The organism is Paenibacillus amylolyticus (genome assembly GCF_001570725.1).
GTDB lineage: Bacteria > Bacillota > Bacilli > Paenibacillales > Paenibacillaceae > Paenibacillus > Paenibacillus amylolyticus_A.
The window spans coordinates 489,580-505,829 of record NZ_BCNV01000005.1 but is presented as its reverse complement, the minus strand read 5'-3'; the positions used below and the strand labels follow the sequence as shown (position 1 = coordinate 505,829).

At 47.6% G+C, this 16,250-nt stretch carries 17 protein-coding genes; 11 read left to right on the top strand and 6 right to left on the bottom strand.

The window, feature by feature from the left end; translation table 11 throughout:
- Nucleotides 1–319: 319 nt before the first annotated feature.
- The 5 genes from PAHA3_RS22245 to PAHA3_RS22220 all read left to right on the top strand — a co-directional run bounded on the left by PAHA3_RS22245 (nt 320) and on the right by PAHA3_RS22220 (nt 4,932).
- Nucleotides 320–1,864: an FAD-dependent oxidoreductase gene (locus PAHA3_RS22245; RefSeq protein ID WP_062836843.1), complete on the top strand. Its 1,545-nt coding sequence runs from the start codon at nt 320–322 to the stop codon at nt 1,862–1,864.
- A 296-nt stretch (nt 1,865–2,160) separates the two neighbouring features.
- A complete protein-coding gene (locus tag PAHA3_RS22240; protein ID WP_062836842.1) occupies nt 2,161–2,490 on the top strand; it encodes a PadR family transcriptional regulator in 330 nt (109 codons plus the stop codon).
- A complete protein-coding gene (locus PAHA3_RS22235) occupies nt 2,483–3,076 on the top strand; it encodes an HAAS signaling domain-containing protein (protein WP_062836841.1) in 594 nt (197 codons plus the stop codon). The genes PAHA3_RS22240 and PAHA3_RS22235 overlap by 8 nt, the downstream gene beginning before the upstream one ends.
- The gene (locus PAHA3_RS22230; protein ID WP_062836840.1) at nt 3,073–3,972 is read left to right on the top strand and encodes a DUF4097 family beta strand repeat-containing protein; all 900 of its coding nucleotides are present in this window, start codon (nt 3,073–3,075) and stop codon (nt 3,970–3,972) included. The genes PAHA3_RS22235 and PAHA3_RS22230 overlap by 4 nt, the downstream gene beginning before the upstream one ends.
- Nucleotides 3,973–4,212: 240 nt before the next feature.
- Nucleotides 4,213–4,932, top strand: coding sequence for a 3-ketoacyl-ACP reductase (locus tag PAHA3_RS22220; RefSeq protein WP_062836838.1), 720 nt, complete (start codon nt 4,213–4,215; stop codon nt 4,930–4,932).
- 133 nt (nt 4,933–5,065) lie between these two features.
- Here the strand turns inward: PAHA3_RS22220 and PAHA3_RS22215 are convergent, their stop codons facing one another.
- A complete protein-coding gene (locus PAHA3_RS22215; RefSeq protein WP_062836837.1) occupies nt 5,066–5,605 on the bottom strand; it encodes a helix-turn-helix domain-containing protein in 540 nt (179 codons plus the stop codon).
- 67 nt (nt 5,606–5,672) lie between these two features.
- Nucleotides 5,673–6,038, bottom strand: coding sequence for a glyoxalase superfamily protein (locus tag PAHA3_RS22210; RefSeq protein WP_062836836.1), 366 nt, complete (start codon nt 6,036–6,038; stop codon nt 5,673–5,675).
- A gap of 240 nt (nt 6,039–6,278) precedes the next feature.
- On the opposite strand from PAHA3_RS22210, the gene PAHA3_RS22205 reads away from it, so the two are divergent.
- The 5 genes from PAHA3_RS22205 to PAHA3_RS22185 all read left to right on the top strand — a co-directional run bounded on the left by PAHA3_RS22205 (nt 6,279) and on the right by PAHA3_RS22185 (nt 10,526).
- Nucleotides 6,279–6,953 (top strand): alpha/beta hydrolase, encoded by a 675-nt coding sequence (locus PAHA3_RS22205; protein ID WP_062836835.1) that lies wholly within the window; start codon nt 6,279–6,281, stop codon nt 6,951–6,953.
- On the top strand, nt 6,953–7,723 hold the full coding sequence (locus PAHA3_RS22200) for a DODA-type extradiol aromatic ring-opening family dioxygenase (protein ID WP_062836834.1): 771 nt from the start codon (nt 6,953–6,955) through the stop codon (nt 7,721–7,723). Before PAHA3_RS22205 ends, PAHA3_RS22200 begins: the two co-directional genes overlap by 1 nt.
- 256 nt (nt 7,724–7,979) lie before the next feature.
- Nucleotides 7,980–8,576, top strand: a complete 597-nt coding sequence (locus tag PAHA3_RS22195) for an SMI1/KNR4 family protein (RefSeq protein WP_062836833.1) — start codon at nt 7,980–7,982, stop codon at nt 8,574–8,576.
- 194 nt (nt 8,577–8,770) lie between these two features.
- Complete coding sequence (locus PAHA3_RS22190; protein ID WP_153028275.1) at nt 8,771–9,772, top strand: cation diffusion facilitator family transporter; 1,002 nt, start codon at nt 8,771–8,773, stop codon at nt 9,770–9,772.
- 253 nt (nt 9,773–10,025) lie between these two features.
- Complete coding sequence (locus tag PAHA3_RS22185; RefSeq protein WP_017691802.1) at nt 10,026–10,526, top strand: hypothetical protein; 501 nt, start codon at nt 10,026–10,028, stop codon at nt 10,524–10,526.
- Between the two features lie 371 nt (nt 10,527–10,897).
- On the opposite strand, the gene PAHA3_RS22180 is transcribed toward PAHA3_RS22185, so the two are convergent.
- The 4 genes from PAHA3_RS22180 to PAHA3_RS22165 are packed head-to-tail and all read right to left on the bottom strand — an operon-like array spanning nt 10,898 to nt 14,684.
- The gene (locus tag PAHA3_RS22180; RefSeq protein ID WP_062836832.1) at nt 10,898–11,971 is read right to left on the bottom strand and encodes an ABC transporter substrate-binding protein; all 1,074 of its coding nucleotides are present in this window, start codon (nt 11,969–11,971) and stop codon (nt 10,898–10,900) included.
- Nucleotides 11,968–12,777 carry an ABC transporter permease gene (locus tag PAHA3_RS22175; RefSeq protein ID WP_062836831.1) on the bottom strand — a complete coding sequence of 270 codons (810 nt, stop codon included), beginning with the start codon at nt 12,775–12,777 and terminating at the stop codon, nt 11,968–11,970. Before PAHA3_RS22175 ends, PAHA3_RS22180 begins: the two co-directional genes overlap by 4 nt.
- Nucleotides 12,752–13,585, bottom strand: a complete 834-nt coding sequence (locus PAHA3_RS22170) for an ABC transporter permease (RefSeq protein WP_017691799.1) — start codon at nt 13,583–13,585, stop codon at nt 12,752–12,754. Before PAHA3_RS22170 ends, PAHA3_RS22175 begins: the two co-directional genes overlap by 26 nt.
- Nucleotides 13,575–14,684 (bottom strand): ABC transporter ATP-binding protein, encoded by a 1,110-nt coding sequence (locus tag PAHA3_RS22165; protein ID WP_062836830.1) that lies wholly within the window; start codon nt 14,682–14,684, stop codon nt 13,575–13,577. Before PAHA3_RS22165 ends, PAHA3_RS22170 begins: the two co-directional genes overlap by 11 nt.
- A gap of 255 nt (nt 14,685–14,939) precedes the next feature.
- Here PAHA3_RS22165 and PAHA3_RS22160 point away from each other — a divergent pair, with 255 nt between their 5' ends.
- Nucleotides 14,940–16,214 (top strand): MFS transporter, encoded by a 1,275-nt coding sequence (locus tag PAHA3_RS22160; RefSeq protein WP_062836829.1) that lies wholly within the window; start codon nt 14,940–14,942, stop codon nt 16,212–16,214.
- Nucleotides 16,215–16,250: the final 36 nt, after the last annotated feature.

Here is a 16,250-nt window from a genome sequence, read left to right as displayed (position 1 = left end):
TCAATTAGTAAAAAACGTGTTTATTTTCGAATAAATTCGTTCTACTAATAGATAAATTATTCCTTTTAAAACAAGCATTTATTGCTGTGTAACTTCATTTTCACTCTTAAACCTAAAACGGTTTCGGTAATCCTATCATAAAGCATGTTTAGCAAAAAAAACAGAGGTTCTGCGCAGGAAATTGTGAACATCCCCTCTGCAAAATCTCAACAGTACCGTTTTTTCCTGGCACAGTCTGGCAATCATGAATAAGAGTACAACGACGTGCGCTGAACAACATCCCATTTAATAGATTGAAGATGATTAAGGAGGAAGAAAAATGAGTGACAATCAGCAGCCCAAGACGGATCTGCCCCCCGTTCCGGAATCATTGTGGCGTGCGACGCATGAATTCGATGCTTATCCGAAACTGACCGAAGATATTACTGCCGATGTGGCGATCATTGGTGCCGGTATTGCCGGGATTACTACAGCCTATCTGCTCGCACAGACGGGTATGCGTGTGGTCGTGCTGGAGGCTGGAAAAGTGTTGGATGGCACGACCGGCCATACCACCGCCAAGGTATCTGCACAGCATGGTGTCATATTCGATGAAATTATGCATCATTTCGGACAAGAACAGGCTCGGATGTACTATGAAGGCAATGCCGATGCCGCGAAGTGGATGCGTAATTTGGTGAAGGAAAAACAGATTGATTGCCAGTGGGCAGAGGAAGATGCCTACGTCTATATTCAATCGGAGGAAAACATCAAAAAACTGGAGATTGAGCTGACCGCCTATGGCAAACTCCATATTCCTGGTGAGTGGGTTGATCCCCTCCCCATTCCGGTTCCCGCCAGAGCAGGTATTCGTATGCCGGGTCAGGCACGATTTGATCCGCTGGCCTATCTTCACTACTTACTCGATTCAGCCGTAAAACAAGGGGTACAGATCTACGAGCATACGACTGTTACGGATGTAGAGGAAGATGCTTCACTGCATGTCAGAACTTATGGAGATGGCCCATCCGTAACAGCGGAACATGTTGTCGTAGCTTCTCATTTCCCCGTCTATGATCCCGGATTTTATTTCACTCGGTTACACGCAGAACGATCCTACGCCGTATTAGTCGAACCGGAAAAACCGTATGCAGGTGGCATGTACATTTCGGACGATACACCGTACCGCTCCCTGCGTACCGTCTTACATGACGGAAAGGAACTTATCCTCTTCGGCGGCGAAAATCACAAAACCGGACAAGGCATCTGCACCTTCGGTCATTATGAACGCCTCGAGCAGTTCGCAGCGGAGACATTTGGCATTCGCAACATTCCTTTTCGCTGGTCAGCCCAGGATCTGATCTCCATTGACAAGGTGCCGTACATTGGACCGATTACCGGAAGACATGAACGTGTCTATGTGGCGACCGGGTTTGCCAAATGGGGGATGACGACTGGCACGATGGCAGGTCATATTCTCGCGGATCGTATCACCGGTCGTGATAATCCTCATGCCGCTGTATTCGATCCAGCAAGATTCAAAGCCGATCCTGGCATGAAGCATTTTATTGTGGAAAATGTGAATGTAGCTAAGGAATTAATCTCCGGTAAAGTAGGCATTGTGCACAAAAACGTTAGTGATATTGGCGAAGATGAAGGAGCTGTCGTTCGTCATAACGGCAAACGGGCTGGCGCTTACAAGGACACCAGTGGCAAACTGTTTCTGGTGGATACCACCTGCACCCATCTGGGGTGCGAAGTGGAATGGAATGAAGGCGAGCGGTCATGGGATTGTCCATGCCATGGTTCCCGCTTCGATTATGCAGGCCATGTCATTGAGGGGCCTGCTGTGGAAGACCTTAAAGTTCTCGACGCACAAGAGTAACCGACGTGTAGCGATTAATCTGTAAACCGAAGAACCAAAAGTTCATCTCTCAGACCGGATCGGAATCCGCCTCCAGACGGAAGTAACCGATCCGGTTTTTGCGTATGCTGAATTATAGTTATACGGACGGCTTCAGCTCCGGATCAGCATCAAACGAATAGATTATCGATCAATTGTGATACGGAACTATACTAAAATCACTACCTTGCATTAAACAGTACTGAATGCTATGATGATTCCACTACTACTGAACAATATATACTAGCGATAAATGAAGCTACGAAGGAGGAACCTGTGTGAATGTGAACATCCAGTTCAAAAAAGGAGTATTGGAGCTGTGCGTCCTGGTATTGATTAACCGCCAGGATCGTTATGGCTACGAACTGGCTCAGGCGGTCTCCAAACATATTGAAGTTGCTGAAGGTGCACTGTATCCCTTGCTTCGCCGACTTGTTAATGACGGTTACTGCACCACCTACCTGCAAGAATCAACTGAAGGACCGCCGCGCAAGTATTACCGACTGTCCGATACAGGTCGCATCTACATGACGGCACTGACTACAGAGTGGAATGATTTTGTGCGCAATGTCGCAAATCTGATTGAGGAAGGAACCCCTAATGAATAGACAACAATTTATGAAAGCCATGGAAGTTCATCTACGGCCGATGGACCCATTCGAACGGGCTGAGTTGCTCGCCGACTATGATCAACATTTCGAGCTTGGACTACGAGAAGGCAGACTGGAAGAAGAGATTGCTCGGGAACTCGGACACCCGGAAGAGATCGCCAAGGAAGCACTTGGTGATCGTTATGACATTCATACGCCGGGTTCAGATGCATTCTATGCACCGACGTATCGCGAAATGCGGTCACCCAGAAACAGCACCAGAGCCACTCGCAACTTCTTCACAGCCATCGGCCTGTTATTCCTGAATCTGATTCTTGGCATTCCTCTTGGTCTCATGATGTGGTCGGTATGGCTTGTTATTGCCAGCCTTTCCTTGCTGGTATTGGCTCCTGTGGCAGCGGTTGTGGATTTCGTATTCCTGAGCCAACTCGATAAAGCAGAGATCTTCGTTGCGATTGGCGCTTTCGGTGTCGGCATTTGTTTTGCCATTGCATCCAAGTACGTTTTTAAAGCCTTCAAAAGGGTCACTCTTCAATATATTAGATGGAATAAAAACACGATGAAAGGGGATATTTCCGCATGAGTACCAAGAAATGGCTTGCTTTGGCCGTGATATGTATTGGAATAGGTTTGCTTGGGACATCCATCTATGGGGTTCAGTTTGGAGATGAACGAGAGCATTACTCCAAACGATGGGATTTCAAAGCAGATGAATTACAGAACATTGTCATGAATGCGAGTTTCAGTGCGGATATTGAATTTGTCGTAAGCCCGGATTCAAATGGTTATATCGAAGTGGATGGCAAATGGGACCCTGCCGTAGTCAAAAGCTTCGAACAAGCCACCTTATCCAACGGCACATTCCAACTGTCTCAGACAGAACGTGATCGATTGCAATTTTTTACCCTGTATTGGAATGATCAAGACTCCACAATAACGGTTGCCCTGCCTGAAGGACACCAGTTAAATGAGGTTAAGCTGGATTCTTCTTCAAGTGACTGGGATCTGACAGGTCTGAATGCCAATCAGCTTGAGCTGAATAATACCTCAGGTTCCATTCGTCTGGAAAATATCAAGGTACCCAATATTGAATTGGCTCTAACTTCGGGTGACATTAACGCTTCCATGATTGATGGAGATATGACCGTGAAACAGACATCCGGAAGCTTCACTGCTGATCAGATAGTCGGTCAAGTAAACAGTGAGATTAAATCAGGAGATATTGAGATCACTGAATTGAATGGTGCGGCCGATGTTCAATTCACCTCGGGTAGCATTCATATTGAACAGTCCCATTCTGCGCCAATCAATGCATCCGGAACATCTGGAGATATTTTCATTCAAGCTGCACCTGATTTTGACGGAATCTATGATGCTAAGGCTACTTCCGGAAGTATAGATGTGCCTGAATCTCCAATGGTGAGCCGGGAAGTGATCAAGGCCCGTACTTCTTCTGGCAGCATCGAGATTACCAAATAGTGATGAAGCCAATTTCCGAACTGTGGGTAATAATAGTATAATTGAGTGCTAGGACGTGTCTCAAAACTCGCTGAAGTGCATCTTTTACCGCCTTTTCGCCCCATGCTGCGTCACTTTCCCTTGACGTGCCCCGGCACGCCTGCAGAAAACTTCCTTGCTTGGAACGAAAATTCAGCAAAATCTGCTTCCTTCGGAGTTTTTAGACACGCCCTAGTCCATTTCTAAGGAGGAATTACCCACATGGAACTTAAAAATAAAACAGCTATCATCACAGGTGCCGGAAAAGGTATCGGCCGTGCCATCGCTGAAGCACTTGCCAAAGAAGGTGTGCACCTTGGACTTATTGCACGTACCGCTTCAGATCTTCAGGCTCTTCAACAATCACTTAGTCAAGAATACGGCGTGAAAGTAACCAGTGCTGTAGCAGACATCTCGGATCGCACACAGGCGGAAGCCGCTGTAGCAGCCATTGAGATGGAACTCGGCGCAGTGGATATCCTGATCAACAATGCAGGTATCGCAAGCTTCGGCACATTGTTGGATATGGACCCAGAAGAGTGGGAACGCATCCTGCATGTCAATGTAATGGGTACATACTACGTTACACGCGCTGTCCTTCCAAGCATGATCAAGGAAAGTAGCGGTAGCATCATCAATATCGCTTCCACTGCAGGTGAGCGCGGATTCGCTACAGGTTCAGCTTACTGTGCATCCAAGTTTGCGCTACTCGGCATGACCGAATCCCTGATGCAGGAAGTGCGTAAGTCCAACATTCGTGTAACGGCGCTGACACCAAGCACAGTCAATACGGAGCTTGCGACCAATGCCGGACTGAAAATTGGCGACGAAGATCGCATGATGCAAGCGGAAGATGTAGCTGAACTTGCACTCGCAACACTCAAGCTGTCGGACCGTGTCTTCGTCAAAGCAGCAGGCATCTGGACGACCAATCCACAATAGACAGAGTCTCCCTCTGTCTTTTCTAACGAACCTCTCTCACCTTATTGTTCGTTAGAAATATAAAAGGACGTTTCCCATTGTACATGTATGCATGTTCGCATGTTCATGACTTGGGAGCCGTCCTTTTTTTATTCTATAAATGATCCAAACCTAATTCTTTGGACACCGCAATGAGCACCACCGCAGGCTCCTCACCAATGTTAGTCACTTCATGGGGCACAACTGCATTCCAGGTGAACGAATCACCCGCTTCAAGAACTTCCACATCTTCGCATTGCTCCGCACGAATTTTGCCCTGCAACACCAGATGACTTTCCTCCCCGGCATGTTTGCTAACCCCAGTCGATGCACCTGGCGGTAACTCCACAATGGACATGCGCATTGCACCTTTGGCGGTAAGCTGCTGCACTTTGATCTGTCCACTTCCTGCTGTCGTTTCCTTGCGCTCGTTCTTGCGCACCACGTTCATCCGTTGCTCCGGTGTCAGCAACAAATAGGGAAGTGGCACTTCCAGATAATCCGCAATACTTTCAAGCGTAGCGATGGAAGGTGACGTTTTGTTGTTTTCCACGTTGCTGATAAAACCTTTGGACAACCCCGTGCCCTCGCACATCTGCATGATCGTAATCTGTTTCTGTTTGCGGATCGTACGAATAGCCAAGCCGATATCCATATCGCGTCCCTCCCCTTCTATTAATCAATTTAAGACACCAGTCGTCCGCGTCGCTTCTTCAGGTTATCTATTCGGCGCTTGCCTCAACAAATATAATCCGATTACCAAACGGATCTGTCACGGTCATTTCTCTTGATTGCCAAGGGGTCTCCTCTATACCGGGTCTCGCATGTTTGTACTCTTTCTGACGAAGTGCACCATGGAATGTATCCAAGTTATCTGTTTCCACGCGCAAGGCAGCTCCAGGTGTACAATCTCCATGATGTTCGGATAGATGAATCACGATGGAATCGAGCGAAACCTGCATATATAAGGGCATATCTTGCTCAAATCGATGTTCCCAATCCAATTGGAAACCCAGGTATTCAAGGTAAAACTCTCTAGCTTTATTTTCATCAAATATTCTCAAAATAGGCACGATACGCTTTAACATCCTGATCACGTCCTCGGGAATAAGATATGAACCACGCACAGCGTCACTTCTTTCAAAACTATTCAGGGTTTCTTATAAAGAACATATATTCATCATACAAAAAAAGTATTGACCCTACAATGAAACCATGATAAATTTTGTTCATAAATAAGAATATTTATTTCATATTGGTGAACTTTTATTGTAACTTTATTGTCAGAACGATAGTTGTAACTCAATCCTCATCAGGTGGTGTTTTCAATGAATTCTCCTTATATACATGAAGTCCGCTTACCGTCCCATTACAATGCAGATCAACGTTACCCTGTAATCTTTGCCTTACATGGCATGGGATCGGATGAGCAGGATATGCTTCGTTTGATGGAGCCGCTACAGTCTGATTTTATTATTGTTGCCATCCGTGGGCCTATCGTTCAGGGTAGTGGTTATGCTTATTTTCAGATTAAAAGCATCGGCAATCCCATCCGCGAATTATATGATGCCTCCGTACTGGGACTGCAACAGTTGATTGTTGATCTGTCTGCCAAATATGCGATTGATCCCACGCGGCGTTATATCGCCGGATTCAGCAAAGGTGCTATTATGGCCATGACTTTATCGCTAATCATGGGAGATGCCATTAAAGGTATAGTAGCCATGAGTGGATACATCCCGCAATTTGTGAAAGACGAGTACAAGCTGCAACCCGATTCGGAGCTGTCTGTGTTCATCTCCCATGGAGATCAAGACCATCTATTCCCGCTTCAGCTGGGCGAAGATAACGCCGATTTCTTCCGTCAACTTACGAAACACGTCACATATGTTCCTTACAACGGTGGGCACCAAGTGACCCCCGATCTATATCAACAATTCCAACAATGGCTTCGGACGGATGCAAATCTGACTACCGAAGACCCGAAAGGACTGAATTCATAATGATGCCATCCCTGTTTATTGCTCACGGTGCGCCATCACTGGCACTGGAGGAGAATGTGTACACCGAATTTTTGCAGAAACTCGGACAGGAACTGCCGAAACCCAAAGCAATCGTATTGTTCTCTGCTCACTGGGAATCCACAACTCAGCTTGTATCTTCGGTAGCCAATTACGAGACCATCTATGATTTCGGCGGTTTCCAGCCCGAGCTGTATCAGATCAAGTACCCGGCTCAAGGACAGGCAGAGACCACAGCCGAGGTGGAGCGTCTATTTGCGGAAGCTGGGATTCCGGTACAGACGGATGATGTTCGTGGCCTGGATCACGGCGCCTGGGTCGTTCTGCGCCTGCTCTATCCGGATGCGGATATTCCCGTAGTTGCCTTGTCGGTGAATCGCTATCTGACTGGTGAGCAGCAATATCAGGTCGGACAGGCACTCGCTTCTTTGCGTGAGCAAGACATTCTCGTGATTGGCAGCGGAGGAACCGTCCACAATCTACGTCGATTGAACTGGGAAAGTAATGGCGTTGACCCGTGGGCATCAGAGTTCGACAACTGGCTGCATGACAAGCTGGTGAGTTGGGATACGGCGTCTCTCTTCTCCTATGATAAACTGGCACCTTCAGCTCAAGCTGCCGTGCCTACGCCGGAGCATTTTGTACCGCTGTTGCTTGCCATGGGCGCAGGTGATCAGAACAAGCGAGCATCGCTCCTGTTCAAAGCCTATCAGTATGGCAACCTTAGTCTGTCCTGTTGGAAGTTTGAATAAAGAGGACTATGTAAAAGATTAGTTTCATTTATAAAGCAGATAAATAATTAGCGTGGGTTACAGGGATTGCCCCTGTAACCCACGCTTTATTTGTTGTTTGGTTTAAATAATGAGACCATTGTAGTACGTAAGACAAGACTCTAGATTCTTGTGTGATTTTTCGGATTATAACTATAATATGAGGTGAAAATCAGGCACAGATTGCTCGCATATCACTCACCTTATTATCTGAATAGCTCATATGGAGGGGAACTGGATGTCAGAACAACGTATATATGAATTGATGGATGAACTGGATGTTTTGCTGGAGGAAAAGGTACAGGATGAGGAAAACCGGGAGCTCTTGGAGGCTTATCGCGAGTTTGATGGCGTGACGGATGAGCAGCTTGACGCATTCGAGCGTGAGCACGGTATTCAATTACCTGCTGATTTTCGTGCTTTCTATAAACGTAAAAATGGGAGTGGTTATGGCTTTCATGTCTTGTATCCAAGCCTAGAGGAAGGACGAGAATCCGAGCCATTTTACCTGTTATCCCTGGAAAAGATTCAAAAGGAACAGTCCACGCTGGTGGAGAACCGCATGGATGACTATTTTACCGAAGAAGAGATCCATGAGATTGATCCCCGAATCAAGCCCTACCTTTTTCAAAAGAAATGGATTACGTTTGGCATGCTTGGAGGTGGCTCACTGTATCTGATGTTCGATTTTGATCCGACAGAGCAAGGAACGGTTGGGCAGATTATTATGTACGTGCATGATCCGGATTTCGTATATTATGTCGCCGGGACGTTTACGGAGCTTTTGGAACAATCCAACCGGAATTTACGTGCCATTGAGGCCATCGAGTACTGAAGAAGTGTAACGTGTCCAAGCTGGAACCAGCCTACTCCCTATGGATCACATGAATAGCATGATGATATGACCTTTTTTGCATAATGCTGGGATATGTCAAAGCGGTTATAATAACATTTAGTGGAAATGCACATGCTATATAGATAAACTGCCTTTTCTACACCTAATACATTGATCTGGGAGGAACAACCGAAGTGGCTGAACAACCGAAGTCTGAGAGCTTTATGTCTCTCGTCAAAAAAGGAAACACATCCTCCGCCGTAGCGATGGCAGGTAATGCTGTTCTTGCTGTGTGCAAAGGGGGAGCCTTCCTATTCAGTGGCAGTGGCGCCATGTTCGCTTCGGCGATGCATTCACTCGCTGATGCCATTAACCAAGGTTTTGTATTTGTCGGAAGTGTGTTGTCCGAGAAAAAACCTACACGCCGCTTCCCGACCGGATTCGGACGGGTCATTAACATTTTCTGCATGATCGCCGTTATTGTCGTGACAATTATGGCCTATGAGACGATTCATGAGGGGATTCACCTGCTCCAACATCCTGCCGGTCATTCCGGGGGGCTCTGGATTAACATTGGTGTGCTCATCTTGAACATTCTGATCGACGGGGCCATTCTGATCAAAGCCATGAAGGAAATTCTCAAAGAAGCACGCGCACCCAAAGCCGCCGGATTTGCCCTGGTACCTGCTGCCATCAAAAATGTAGGCCGGGCTGCACCGCCAACCCGTCTCGTATTCTACGAAGATGTTGTCGCTGTACTCGGTGCCCTGCTTGCGCTAATCTCCGTCGTAGTCATTGCCTTGACCAATTTTGCATTGCTCGACGGCATTGTGACAACGATTATTGGATGTCTGATGATCGCTGTAGCCTTCCGGGTTGGTTACGATAATATGATCGGATTGATCGGGGTAGCCGCTCCACAGGATATTGAGGACAAAGTGTCCCAGACTATTCTCGCAGACACACACGTTGCTGATATTCAGATGATGCGTATCATTCAGGAAGGCCGTTATTATCATGTCGAAGGTCTGATTGAACTGACCAAAGGACTCAGCCTGGCTGATGCAGATGACATCAAGTTCCGTATTCAGGAGAAGTTGATGACGAACCCCGACATCGCGGACGCAGCCATCTCCATTATTGAGGATGACGGCGTGAACAGCTGGGGCAAGAAACATTCGGACGTAGTGAAATAACGAGCTTCTCTTTTGATAAAAAGAAAGACAGAACCCACTCTTCAACAGAGTGGGTTTTCAGCATGTTCAACTACTCGCTCATCTAAGGAGTATCGTTTCTCAAATTTACGTACCTAGACTTTGGTCTAGGTTCACTTTAACTCCAAAGACGGAGGATAGACTTTTCCAGTTCATGGTATGCTGTGAGTAACGAAAGTATTGCTCTACATACAACCGTTCGGAAATTAATGTTTGATTGAGAAGGAGAGATATTATGGCTAAACGTACGATCCTAGCGCCTGTTCTCATTTTGCTGGGCGTGTACCTGATTCTGAACCAGGGAGGTTCACTCGGTCCGGGTACGATCTTTGCGACCTTCTGGCCCACGTTATTCGTGATTCCACTGGGACTGTTCTTCCACTGGCTGTACTTCTCCATGATTGGCAGAGGGGTTGGACTGCTGGTTCCCGGTGGCTTGCTGCTCACTGTCGGTATTGTCTGTCAGATCGCGATGCTGTTTAACAACTGGGGTACGATGTGGCCGGGCTTCATTCTGGCTGTAGCTGTTGGTTTATTCGAATTGTACTGGTTCGGTGGTCGAAACAAATGGTTGCTGATCCCCATCAACATTCTAACGGTGATATCGCTGTTGTTCTTCGCCGTAATGTCGATTGGCACGATGCTGAGCAGCTTGAGCTTTATCCAACCGTTTGTGGCGATTGTGCTGATTATGGGTGGGGCGTGGATCATGGTAGGTCGCAAAAAGCGCATGTAGTGGCAATTATATAAGATGAACAGGTGCGATTAACTGAGTCACTGCGGTGACAGAACAACTTCTGATCGCTGTTATCCCCGGATTTTTTGAATCCCCTCTAAAATGGGAAAATCCGGGGATAAAGGCGAGCGCTTCGCTTCTTCAGTTTTTTCTGTCCCCTCCGTTAACGTGTAATCTTTAATGTTCATCTTATATGGCACTTCAAGCGCTATTGCTCTGAAGTAGGTAATAAAAAAGGGGTGCTGCTCGTCATTTCACTTGAATGACGAGCAGCACCCCTTTTTGTTTTTTTCATAATCTAAGAAACTGTTCACACGCTATTGACTCTACTTAGTAAGCCACGGTGGATCGTTATCAGATACTGTTACCTCTTATTTGCTGTGCATTTTAAACTCCAGGAACAGGTCGTTATAATGCGAGAGCATTTTTTTGCCCAGATTATCGTAGACCTCCAGCTTACCTGTCAGTGTCTCGTCCGGATAGAAGCGTTCATCCTCCGAGATATCCTCTGGCAGCAGTTTAAGCGCCTCGGCGTTTGGGGTGGAATACCCGACATACTCGGCATTACGAGCGGCATGATCAGGGTCCAGCATGAAGTTGATAAACTGGTGTGCCCCTTCAATATTACTCGCTGTCTTCGGAATAACCATGTTGTCGAACCAGAGGTTCGAGCCTTCTTCCGGCACCATGTAATCCAGCTTATCGTTCTCATCCATAATCTCCGATGCATCCCCGGACCACACAAGTCCAACTGCAGCTTCCTCATTCGCAAGCAGCATCTTGATCTCGTCTCCGACAATCGCTCTGACGTTCGGCGTCAGGGTAGACAGCTTTTTCAGAGCCTCTTGCAGGTGGTCTTCGTTGGTATCGTTCAGAGAATAGCCGAGACTGTTCAATCCCATCCCAATGACTTCGCGTGCACCGTCAAGGAGCAGGATTTGGTTTTTCAGACGCGGGTCCCACAGGTCATTCCAGCTATCAAATGTCAACCCATCCACAAGTTCCGGATTGTACACAACCCCCACCGTTCCCCAGAAATAAGGGATGGAGTACTTGTTGCCTTCATCAAAGGACAAGTCCATAAACCGTGGATCAATGTTGTCCAGATGAGTTAATTTGCTATGATCGAGTGGAACGAGCAGGTCTTCTTCTTTCATTTTGCTAATCGCATATTCGGAAGGAATCGCCACATCAAATGTGGTTCCCCCCTGCTCAATCTTGGTCAGCATCGCTTCATTGGAGTCAAACGTCTGATAAATAACCTTAATTCCGGTCTCGTCCTCAAACTCCTTCAGCAGATCCGGGTCGATATAATCGCCCCAGTTATAGATGGTCAGCGTGTTACCGCCAGAATACCCCTGACTCTTGTTCAGATACGAAGCCAGGATCATCAGGGCAAAGGCAGCCACGAATACAATTGCAAATGTCCGTACCAGTTGCTTCATGGACGCAGCCCCTTTCCTCCGGGTGGTATCCGTGTTGCACGGCGGTTAATGAAGTAATATCCGACGACCAGCAGCACCGTGAGCAGGAATAACAGGGTAGACAGCGCGTTGATGGACAACGAAACACCCTGCCTTGCCCTGGAGTATATCTCTACCGAGAGTGTGGAGTATCCATTACCCGTAACAAAAAATGTTACCGCAAAATCATCGAGCGAGTACGTCAAGGCCATGAAGAATCCGGCAAAAATACCCGGTTTCACGTATGGCAACACCACACGCGTCAGAATCTGCCATGAACCAGCGCCCAGATCGCGCGCCGCATCCATCAGTGTTGGGCTCATTTCCTGCAGCTTCGGCAGTACCATGATCACAACGATCGGTACACTGAATGCGATATGAGACAGCAGGACCGAAGTGAAGCCCAGTTTGATACCAATCATGGTAAACAGGATCAGGAACGATGCACCAATGATGACATCGGGACTCACGATGAGCACGTTATTGAGTGACAGCAGCGTGTTCTTGGTCCGTTTGCGACGCACATGGTAGATCGCCAGTGCTCCTGCAACACCAAGGATCGTTGAGATCGCTGATGACAGGAGCGCAATGATAAATGTATTCAGCACAATGATGAGTAGCCGAGTATCGGCGAACACCTCTCTGTACCATTCAAGTGTGAATCCTTCGAAGCTGCGCATGTGACCGCCGCTGTTGAAGGAGTAGAAGATCAGATACGCAATCGGTGCGTACAATATGGCGAATACAACGGCTAGATAGACGTTAGACAGCTTTCCGTTTCTTCCCATTACGCACCTCCTTCTTGCCTGATCCAGTCAGGAACATAATAATCGCCATCGCAATAATCAAAAAGACGGCAATCGTTGAACCCATCCCCCAGTCCTGGGTGACGAGAAAATGCTGTTCAATCGCTGTTCCCAGCGTAATTACACGGTTCCCCGCAATAAGTCGGGTAATCATGAACAGAGACAGTGCTGGAATAAATACAGCCTGACAGCCTGATTTCACCCCGCTAATCGTCAGTGGAAAAATAACCCGGCGGAAGGTCAGCCACGATGAGGCCCCCAGATCCCGCGCCGCGTAGATCAATGATGGATTCATCTCTTCCAGCGCATTGAAGATCGGCAGGATCATGAATGGAATGAAGATGTACACCGAGACAAAGATAAAACTGAAATCGGTGAACAAAATTTGCTGTGTGCCAATACCCACGACTTCAAGCAGGGAGTTGGTCAGACCGTACGTTCCGAACAAGCCGATAAAGGCGTACGCTTTTAACAAAAGATTGATCCAGCTTGGCAGAATGATCAGCAGCAACCACAGCTGCTTGTGCTTCGTCCGGGTCAGCATATACGCCGTTGGATACGAGATAAGCAGCGAGAACGCCGTAATCAGAAATGCATACCAGAACGAACTGAGCGTCATCTGCAAGTACACCGGCGTAAAGAAGCGGGCGTAGTTGCCAAACGTGAAGTTACCCTCCACATCGAAGAATGAATAATAGATGACCAGCAGAACCGGCGCCACAACGAACAACACCATCCATAATACATATGGAATCAGATACGCATTGCGTGTGCTGGCCTTAGTCTGCATGAGCGGCCTCTTGGTAGGCTTCGAGTCGTTTGTCGAACTCTTCCTCGGTCTCGTTAAAGCGCATGACGTGCACAGCTTCCGGGTCAAAATAGAGCCCTATCCGCGCGCCGACAACGGCTTTCTTGGTGGAGTGAACAAGCCACTCATTGCCAGCATCGTCGTACGTAGATATCTCGTAATGCACTCCGCGGAATAACTGGGAATCCACATTAACCTTCAGCTTGCCTTGTTCTTCAGTTGTAATCTCAAGATCCTCTGGACGAATGACAATCTCTACCGGCTCGTCCGGCTGGAGACCCTGATCGACACACTCGTGCTGTGCGCCAGCGAATTCCACCACAAAGTCCTGCTTCATTTTGCCCGACACAATGTTCGATTCCCCAATAAAGTCTGCCACAAAGCGGTTAATTGGCTCATCATAGATATCATTCGGTGTACCACTCTGTTGAATCACGCCGCCATTCAGGACAAAGATCTCGTCGGACATCGCCAAGGCCTCTTCCTGATCATGCGTAACAAAGATAAACGTGATGCCCAACCGCTGTTGCAGCTCCCGTAATTCATACTGCATTTCGGTCCGCAGCTTCAGATCGAGTGCCGAGAGCGGCTCGTCCAGCAGCAGAATTTCAGGTTCGTTCACAATGGCGCGTGCAATGGCAACACGTTGTCGTTGTCCGCCGGACATTTCGCCAATTTCACGATTCTCATAACCGGACAGATTGACGAATTTGAGGGCTTCCAACACTTTGCTGCGAATTTCAGCCGTTTTCATCTTTTTGATCCGCAAACCAAAAGCTACGTTCTCAAATACATTCAAATGTGGAAATAACGCGTAATCCTGAAATACGGTGTTCACCTGCCGTTGGTGAGCAGGCACCCGGTTGATAAGCGCACCGTTAAAATAAATACTGCCCTGTGTCGGCTCCGCAAAACCGGCAATCAGCCGCAATATCGTTGTTTTTCCGCAGCCCGATGGGCCAAGAAGCGTATAAAATTTACCCCGCTCAATCTCAAAGCTGACTGCCTTCAATACGGCTTCATCCTGATCGTATTGCTGAGTCACCGCTTCGAAGCGGATAATCGGTTGTTGTTCTGACATGCTTCACATCGCCCCCTTATACTTGAGGTACCTCTTCATTCTGTACACTTTCGTTCATGCATCCTTATAGATAACCCATCTATTATATATGATTCAGGTATATCCGCAATGGTTTTGATGTAAACGCCGCGTGTGATTTCTTCTTATTTTCAAAAATTCTGCATACATTACGGGTATATGTCGATATCTACGCATTCCTTTGGGAAATGAAGCACGTTTGGGATTCCATTTTATGTGTGAGAGGAGTCTTGGCTCTTGGATATTCGTCGTAACCTGCCTTTGCTGATGACGATTTGTTTCCTAAGTCAGATGGGCGGATTCATGATCCTGCCCCTGTTTCCTTTGTTTATTGAAGAATTCGGCCTGTCTGGCTGGATGATGGGGGTTATTTTTGCACTCTTTTATGTGGGTAAAGTCCTTGGGGGCATTCCAGCAGCGGCAATTTATAGAAAGCTCGGAGGGAAAAAGGCGCTCATCCTCATGCTGTTACTACTCGCGGTCTGTATGGGTGGATTCGCATTATCTTCTGCTGCCGTATTATTCGGTCTGCTCCGACTGCTCCAAGGGCTGGCTTCCACTGGTCTTACCGTGGTCGTTCGTTCCATCATTGGGGATGGGGGCAATGTAGATAACCGTGGCCTGTACAATGGATATATCAGTAGTAGTGAAGGTGGCGGCATGGTGCTCGGTCCGGTGATAAGTGGCTGGCTCGCATTGCATTGGCCACTGTCAGTGCCTTTTCTGCTCGTCACGGTATGTTGTCTGATGGCCGTGGTCGCTGCGATGGGGATGAAGTCGACACAAGAACCTCTGGTCAACTCAGCACACTCCGTGCTCTCCACGGATGACCCCCCTCCTCTACCTTCACCAACATCTGCTGAACTGCATACACAAGCTATGGATACCTCCCTATCCAACCAAGCTCCCGAATCAACAATATCTGGCCCAACTACAGGGCTTACCCGACTTCAACAGCTTCTCGGCTACGGTACGGTTCATTTTCTGGAGATGAGCGCCTACGCCGTGTTTCTCACCTATTTCGCACTGTATGCAGCTCACATCATGCATTGGGACCCCTTTGCAACCAGTCTCGCCTTCACCGTATCCGGGATCTCTACGCTTGCTGCTGCTCCCTTTGTTGGCTATCTCTCTGATCGATTGGGCGATCGTCTGTTACTCTGTATGCTTGGTATGTTCCTAATCGGAATCGAAGTCGTTGTATTTCTAAACACATCCTCCCATCTATGGGTCTACGTTGGCATGCTGATTGGCGGGGTTGGCGGTGCATGTTATATGGATTCATTCTTTGCTCATATTGGTGATCACATACCAGACGAGAGCCGAAGCTCTGTTATAGGCAAAATTGTCTCTGCTGCCGAAATCGGCTCCATCGTATCTCCGCTGGTTGCAGCGCTACTTATGGAGGTTGGATCGCTCTACTCTGTGTTCGTGTTCAACCTAGTGCTGATTGCTGCTGCCATTGTAGTTCAGGCCGTGATGCGCAGTCGATATCGATTGAAAGAGGGGTAGTCCTTCTTTTGGATAAAAATGATCACAAAAAATAAC

Excerpts from the sequence above, each read along its gene's own strand:
- PAHA3_RS22165 (WP_062836830.1), bottom strand. The coding sequence starts at position 14,684 with ATGTCAGAACAACAACCGATTATCCGCTTCGAAGCGGTGACTCAGCAA.
- PAHA3_RS22235 (WP_062836841.1), top strand. The coding sequence starts at position 2,483 with ATGAATAGACAACAATTTATGAAAGCCATGGAAGTTCATCTACGGCCG.
- PAHA3_RS22195 (WP_062836833.1), top strand. The coding sequence starts at position 7,980 with ATGTCAGAACAACGTATATATGAATTGATGGATGAACTGGATGTTTTG.
- PAHA3_RS22175 (WP_062836831.1), bottom strand. The coding sequence starts at position 12,777 with ATGGGAAGAAACGGAAAGCTGTCTAACGTCTATCTAGCCGTTGTATTC.
- PAHA3_RS22230 (WP_062836840.1), top strand. The coding sequence starts at position 3,073 with ATGAGTACCAAGAAATGGCTTGCTTTGGCCGTGATATGTATTGGAATA.
- PAHA3_RS22185 (WP_017691802.1), top strand. The coding sequence starts at position 10,026 with ATGGCTAAACGTACGATCCTAGCGCCTGTTCTCATTTTGCTGGGCGTG.
- PAHA3_RS22180 (WP_062836832.1), bottom strand. The coding sequence starts at position 11,971 with ATGAAGCAACTGGTACGGACATTTGCAATTGTATTCGTGGCTGCCTTT.
- PAHA3_RS22205 (WP_062836835.1), top strand. The coding sequence starts at position 6,279 with ATGAATTCTCCTTATATACATGAAGTCCGCTTACCGTCCCATTACAAT.
- PAHA3_RS22220 (WP_062836838.1), top strand. The coding sequence starts at position 4,213 with ATGGAACTTAAAAATAAAACAGCTATCATCACAGGTGCCGGAAAAGGT.
- PAHA3_RS22245 (WP_062836843.1), top strand. The coding sequence starts at position 320 with ATGAGTGACAATCAGCAGCCCAAGACGGATCTGCCCCCCGTTCCGGAA.
- PAHA3_RS22210 (WP_062836836.1), bottom strand. The coding sequence starts at position 6,038 with ATGTTAAAGCGTATCGTGCCTATTTTGAGAATATTTGATGAAAATAAA.
- PAHA3_RS22215 (WP_062836837.1), bottom strand. The coding sequence starts at position 5,605 with ATGGATATCGGCTTGGCTATTCGTACGATCCGCAAACAGAAACAGATT.
- PAHA3_RS22170 (WP_017691799.1), bottom strand. The coding sequence starts at position 13,585 with ATGCAGACTAAGGCCAGCACACGCAATGCGTATCTGATTCCATATGTA.
- PAHA3_RS22200 (WP_062836834.1), top strand. The coding sequence starts at position 6,953 with ATGATGCCATCCCTGTTTATTGCTCACGGTGCGCCATCACTGGCACTG.